The organism is Pseudoalteromonas sp. SG44-1 (assembly GCF_014164315.1).
Lineage (GTDB): Bacteria > Pseudomonadota > Gammaproteobacteria > Enterobacterales > Alteromonadaceae > Pseudoalteromonas > Pseudoalteromonas rhizosphaerae.
The window spans coordinates 1-4,844 of the sequence record NZ_JACJEW010000108.1 but is presented as its reverse complement, the minus strand read 5'-3'; the positions used below and the strand labels follow the sequence as shown (position 1 = coordinate 4,844).

8 protein-coding genes are annotated in these 4,844 nt (G+C 37.2%); 4 read left to right on the top strand and 4 right to left on the bottom strand.

Annotated features, from left to right (window positions below; genetic code table 11):
* Nucleotides 1–367: hypothetical protein (locus H5187_RS22620; protein ID WP_220493327.1), on the top strand; the 367-nt coding region annotated here is incomplete at its 5' end.
* A 43-nt stretch (nucleotides 368–410) separates the two neighbouring features.
* Here the strand turns inward: H5187_RS22620 and H5187_RS22615 are convergent.
* From H5187_RS22615 to H5187_RS22600, 4 genes are all read right to left on the bottom strand, one after another.
* Nucleotides 411–1,187 (bottom strand): hypothetical protein, encoded by a 777-nt coding sequence (locus H5187_RS22615; RefSeq protein WP_182798397.1) that lies wholly within the window; start codon nucleotides 1,185–1,187, stop codon nucleotides 411–413.
* Between the two features lies 1 nt (nucleotide 1,188).
* Nucleotides 1,189–1,803: a hypothetical protein gene (locus H5187_RS22610; protein ID WP_182798396.1), complete on the bottom strand. Its 615-nt coding sequence runs from the start codon at nucleotides 1,801–1,803 to the stop codon at nucleotides 1,189–1,191.
* Nucleotides 1,804–1,911: 108 nt separating this feature from the next.
* Nucleotides 1,912–2,400 (bottom strand): hypothetical protein, encoded by a 489-nt coding sequence (locus H5187_RS22605; RefSeq protein ID WP_182798395.1) that lies wholly within the window; start codon nucleotides 2,398–2,400, stop codon nucleotides 1,912–1,914.
* Nucleotides 2,401–2,422: 22 nt separating this feature from the next.
* Nucleotides 2,423–3,103, bottom strand: coding sequence for a LexA family transcriptional regulator (locus tag H5187_RS22600; protein ID WP_182784427.1), 681 nt, complete (start codon nucleotides 3,101–3,103; stop codon nucleotides 2,423–2,425).
* Between the two features lie 201 nt (nucleotides 3,104–3,304).
* Here H5187_RS22600 and H5187_RS22595 point away from each other — a divergent pair, with 201 nt between their 5' ends.
* From H5187_RS22595 to H5187_RS22585, 3 genes are all read left to right on the top strand, one after another.
* On the top strand, nucleotides 3,305–3,571 hold the full coding sequence (locus H5187_RS22595) for a helix-turn-helix domain-containing protein (protein ID WP_016707158.1): 267 nt from the start codon (nucleotides 3,305–3,307) through the stop codon (nucleotides 3,569–3,571).
* 52 nt (nucleotides 3,572–3,623) lie between these two features.
* Nucleotides 3,624–4,073, top strand: coding sequence for a hypothetical protein (locus tag H5187_RS22590; protein WP_149981131.1), 450 nt, complete (start codon nucleotides 3,624–3,626; stop codon nucleotides 4,071–4,073).
* Between the two features lie 118 nt (nucleotides 4,074–4,191).
* Nucleotides 4,192–4,844: hypothetical protein (locus tag H5187_RS22585; RefSeq protein WP_182798394.1), on the top strand; the 653-nt coding region annotated here is incomplete at its 3' end.

The window sequence follows — 4,844 nt, the reverse complement described above, 5'->3', positions numbered from 1 at the left end:
AATACTGCGCCACTGTTCAAGGCTACGTGTTTTTCTCATGGCTATCTCCTCATTGAAATTCGGAAATAGCTTAATCATTTTGACGAGTTACTGGCAGGTGCATTTTGCTAGACGCTTACCATTAAATCGAATATTAGAGAATATTAATTCATATATTATTACTGGCATAAACCCAATTATTGACAGTTTAGATATGGTTTTAGGCCATGCAATGACTGACCTTAATTACAGACATGAATTGAAAGAAAGTGGTTTCGGTAAGAAGTTAATTGATACCTTTCATTTTGTAGCAAGCTTTACTACTTTAGCTGCAGGTATTGCGCAATTTGAAGACTTAGGCAAATTTTATGCAACTTTATTAAACTAGTACAAAGCCCCACAAGGGGCTTCCAAAATAGAATCACTGTATTTCAACTTGATTTAGCCAATTCGGTCATTTCATTAGCAAAGCTATCATATGCTAAATCCATATCACTTATAAACATTTCAAATTGATCAAATTCTAAAGGTGATAACTCTAGTTCTTTTCTAATAGAACTAATAAAGCTAGGTAAAAATTCATTTACATTACGCTGTTTTTTAATACAAATCTTTGAAAATTCTATATGTTCTTCTAGCAATTCAGCTTCCAAACTTTCTATTCTATAATTTAATTTTTCAGATTCGTGATCGGTATATTCATTTATTTCTAATGATTTAATTAAATCTGCTTTCTGTAATAAAGGGATTCGAGCTTGTACTAAATCAAGAGCTCCTATATTGAATGCAGTCATTATTTTTATAATACTATTAACTGTTTCACTCTCCCCAACAACTTGGATCTTAGCAATTTTGATCCCTACATCAAGAGTTTCTGAAATGAATTTATCTTTATCGTATGTGAGGTCAGAAAACATCACGAAAGTATTGCTTGCTTTGGTGATAGCCTCAATCGCATCAGAGTAGATTTTAATTTTTAAATCTTGGTGTTTGTTTTTAGTGGCTAACGTAAGTAGGTTATTTTGTTTTATTTCTTCTAGCTTTTTAGCATTGTCGTTTTTTATTGTTTCAACAATTGTCGTGATTTTATTTATATCTTGTATTGTTGCCAGGTTTTTTGTTTTCTCGGATAGGTACTTTTTTAAGAGCCACGAAAATATAGTCATGACGGCGACGATTGAAATTCCAAGTATTTCATTTGATATCATTCTATAAATCGTCCTGCATTTCTAAACACCCTTCGATTAAACATTCTCTAATTATTCCACTGCTACGGGTACCATGAAATGGGGTTTGTAGAGTAATTTCATCTTTGCCATCCCAATAGTGCTTAAAAACTTTATTTAATTCATCAGTACTAAGACCAGACATATATCCCAAGCCCCTCATTAAAGATACTACCTCCATATTTACATTATGAACCTTATTTAACTCATTTGGCATAAGTCTAAATTTTCTAACAGTCGCTAAATTCCAACCAAATTTAGTAGCTACCGTACAACATTCATTATATGAATCAAAAGCATATATGCAGGAGAACCGAGAAGGTGCGTGTGGCATATTTTGTTTTCTATAAAGCTCTAGATTGTATTCTAGAGTGTAGTTATTGGTTATATTTAACTGGAAATTAGAAGGAGAATGGGGACAAGAGTCTTTATTTGGTAAATAAGGAATGTAATCAATAGTTCCATTTGCATATGCTAATTTGAAATCGGGGTCTTGAAGTGAATTAAAATATCCCGAAGAATAAATTTTGTTTCCTCTGTTGATGAAGTTATCTTTAGATATTTTATCCATACTAAGGAATATATAAAAATCATCCATATCAAAATTTCCTTTTTAAATTATAATTTTTTGTAAAAATCTTTCTAATTGGGCAAGGATTTTAAACACACTTAACTAAATAGGAAAGACACTAAAATATTCAATGTATTAACCTTGGTAATATTTATTACTAAACCTAACCACAATGGGCGTTCCGTCTTGTTCACAGGTAACACTAATCTTTAATTTTTCTTGATGATCATAGTAATTGGCTAAATGGGTCATTCTGTCTCGTTCTTCTAAATTTTTTGGATTGACCGCAACAGCATTTAACACAGCGATAGGATCAAACGGTTCTGTTTGGCTACATGGTGCAGTCTCTAGCAAGTAAATTTCAGAATAAGTAATTACACCATCAGTACTGTCATAACGAGTTTTGTATTGCGCAGTAGTTGTGATAATAGAACCATTTGCATTCGCGGCAGTTTTTAAAATATCGCTTGCAGCTTCCAACCTAAACTTAATAAACCTGTAAGGGCTAATAAAATCAGCAGGTGGTGGGGTTAGCTGAGTTGTTTGCTCAGTGCTGTCATTTTTTCCACAACCAACTAGGATACCACTCATTACAAACGTAATAACCAAACCATGTTTAATCATACAAAATCCCTTTTAAAGTGAACTAATCTACTTTACGTGCCCGTTGTAACACACGTTCTACACGACCAAGTACGCTAAAGCGCCCAGCGTTAATATCATCCGCATCAACAAAAAAACCAGAGTAAGCGTTGTTGTCACTAGTGACTTTATAACCCTTACTTTTAAAATCGTACTGAATACGTTTTACAAAAATCTCATCATCAAAGCGTAGAACACAAACACCTTCACGTGCTTCTGATAAATCATCTATCAACGAAACAAGCGTTAAATCACCATCGTGAAGTGTGTTTTCCATACTATCACCGCGAACGGGAACAACGGTTAACTTCTTATTATGTAAGTTGTGTTGTTCTAACCAACGCTTTGAAAGTTCAAAACGAGCAATAGGGTGCTCAGCTACCACTAATGCGCCACCACCAGCACTGGCTGATAAATCATATTGCGGCACCGCCGTTAAATCAGCATGGCTGGTTTGCAGGGCTGTGCCTGGTGTTGATGCGGCTGGTAAAGTATCTCTTTTACAGCCTTTGAGTACGTAATTAATATCAAAGCCAATATCGGATAAGGCAATTAATTTGTCAGAAGGGATTGGATATCCAGCTTCCCAACGAAGGAAAGTCGTTTTACCTACACCAATTGCTTTAGAAGCATCTGCTTGTGTTAGCTCTAACCTGTTACGCTCTTCCCGCAAGAAAGTTGTCATTTATTGAAACTTTTAACCATTAAAATTACTAGAAACTTCAACAATGTACAATATATTGAATATAATGATGACAAATATTGAAACCTTAACGTTGACAGTTTCAATATATTGAAACTATACTCACCACACATTAACAAAAACATTCTCTTTAAATCTCGCCAAAGAACTGAAAAGAGAATGTAAACCAAAAGGTACTTTACAATGAAACCAGAGCAAATTAAACAAGCCCTTGAAGAAAAAGGCTATTCACTGTCAATTGTTGCTACTGCGCTGGGTTTAAACCTATCGCATGTTAGTAGTGTTGTTTATCAACATACCACCTCATACAAAGTGGCTGCTGCCATTGCCAAGATTATCGGCAAACCGGTAGACGTTATCTTCCCCGATGTACCTGCCTACATTAAAAACAAAGATTGTCGCGCTAAAAAAGTACAAGCGTTACGCGAGTTACTAGCCAGTGAGCAATAGCATCGGCAATCACGCGTATTAAATCAATGTAATTTTGCAAGAGATTTTTACCATGGAAAATTTAACAATGGCACAGCAAAAACAACTCACTAAAAGCATTCTAGATGCCGATGTAGCGCCTGATTGCGATATATACCACTTGTTTATTCACAGCGTATGTTCAGCCATGAAGCGTTCTGGCTTTAGTCGCCCAGTAATAGCTGACCGCATGAACGATGCACTACGCGCTCAAAACAACGATGTAGACCAAGCCAAACTCAATAAATGGCTTGCCCCAAGTCAAACTAACTATATGCCAATGCATTATTTGCCTGCCTTGTGTTACGCAGTGCGTTCAACAGAGCCAGCCAATATATTGCTTAAACCCATTTTGTTTAAAGCGGTCGATCAGCGCTCACAACTACTGCAACAGCATGCAGAGCTGCAAATGGAAATAGAAGAGCGAACAGCCATGCAGCGCTACATAACAGAGTCGTTATTAACTAACGACAATCAAGACTGAAAGCACCATTTCACCACCCGATATAAAACCCATATAAGGCTAAAAACAATGACAATCAAAGACCAAAAACCGTCTGCATTTTGTAAAGCCAGCCGCATAAACGCAGCCGGAGGCCATTATGAGCACTGAGTTAACGGATCAAACATTCTCTGCCGAAGAGCAACAGCAGTTAAGCGCCAAAATCGAGAAGATGGCAGGGCACATACAGCTCGTAATGCCAGATTCAGTTGACGAAGCATGGCAACTGGTTGTGCGTATGGAAGAACAAGCGCTGGTTGATACCGCAAAGCGCGGGCTGTTGTATATGTCGATCAAAATGCACTTAGGCCACGGCGAATTCGAGCAAAAACTAAAAGAGTTCGGTATTCCTGTTCGTAATACACAAAATTCGATAGCAGTAGCAAAAATGTTTTTAGCATTGCCTGATTCAAAAACGCAGACGTCTGCGCTTTTGAACATGAACAAAAGCAAGCTGATTGAAATGGCTCGCTTACCGGTTGAAACTGTTGAATCGTTAGATGACGACGACCTAGACACACTCAATGACTTATCAGTGCGTGAGTTCCGCAAGGAAATTCGCAAACTAAAAGACAAGCACACCGACCTTGAAGAGCAAACCGCCACGCTTATAAACGCCCTAGAGACCGAGCGCTTAACCAAAGCCCCAAAGCAAATGTACGAGCTGCCTATGCTAGTTGCACAAGTGCGCCAAAAATCGTTTGCACACAGCGCCGTTGTTAACGAATCGCTCGAAGAGTTTATAGCCATGGC

What these genes read in the sequence shown, in the direction of transcription:
- H5187_RS22600 (WP_182784427.1), bottom strand. Translation starts at nt 3,103, where the DNA reads ATGACAACTTTCTTGCGGGAAGAGCGTAACAGGTTAGAGCTAACACAA.
- H5187_RS22590 (WP_149981131.1), top strand. Translation starts at nt 3,624, where the DNA reads ATGGAAAATTTAACAATGGCACAGCAAAAACAACTCACTAAAAGCATT.
- H5187_RS22595 (WP_016707158.1), top strand. Translation starts at nt 3,305, where the DNA reads ATGAAACCAGAGCAAATTAAACAAGCCCTTGAAGAAAAAGGCTATTCA.
- H5187_RS22605 (WP_182798395.1), bottom strand. Translation starts at nt 2,400, where the DNA reads ATGATTAAACATGGTTTGGTTATTACGTTTGTAATGAGTGGTATCCTA.
- H5187_RS22610 (WP_182798396.1), bottom strand. Translation starts at nt 1,803, where the DNA reads ATGGATGATTTTTATATATTCCTTAGTATGGATAAAATATCTAAAGAT.
- H5187_RS22615 (WP_182798397.1), bottom strand. Translation starts at nt 1,187, where the DNA reads ATGATATCAAATGAAATACTTGGAATTTCAATCGTCGCCGTCATGACT.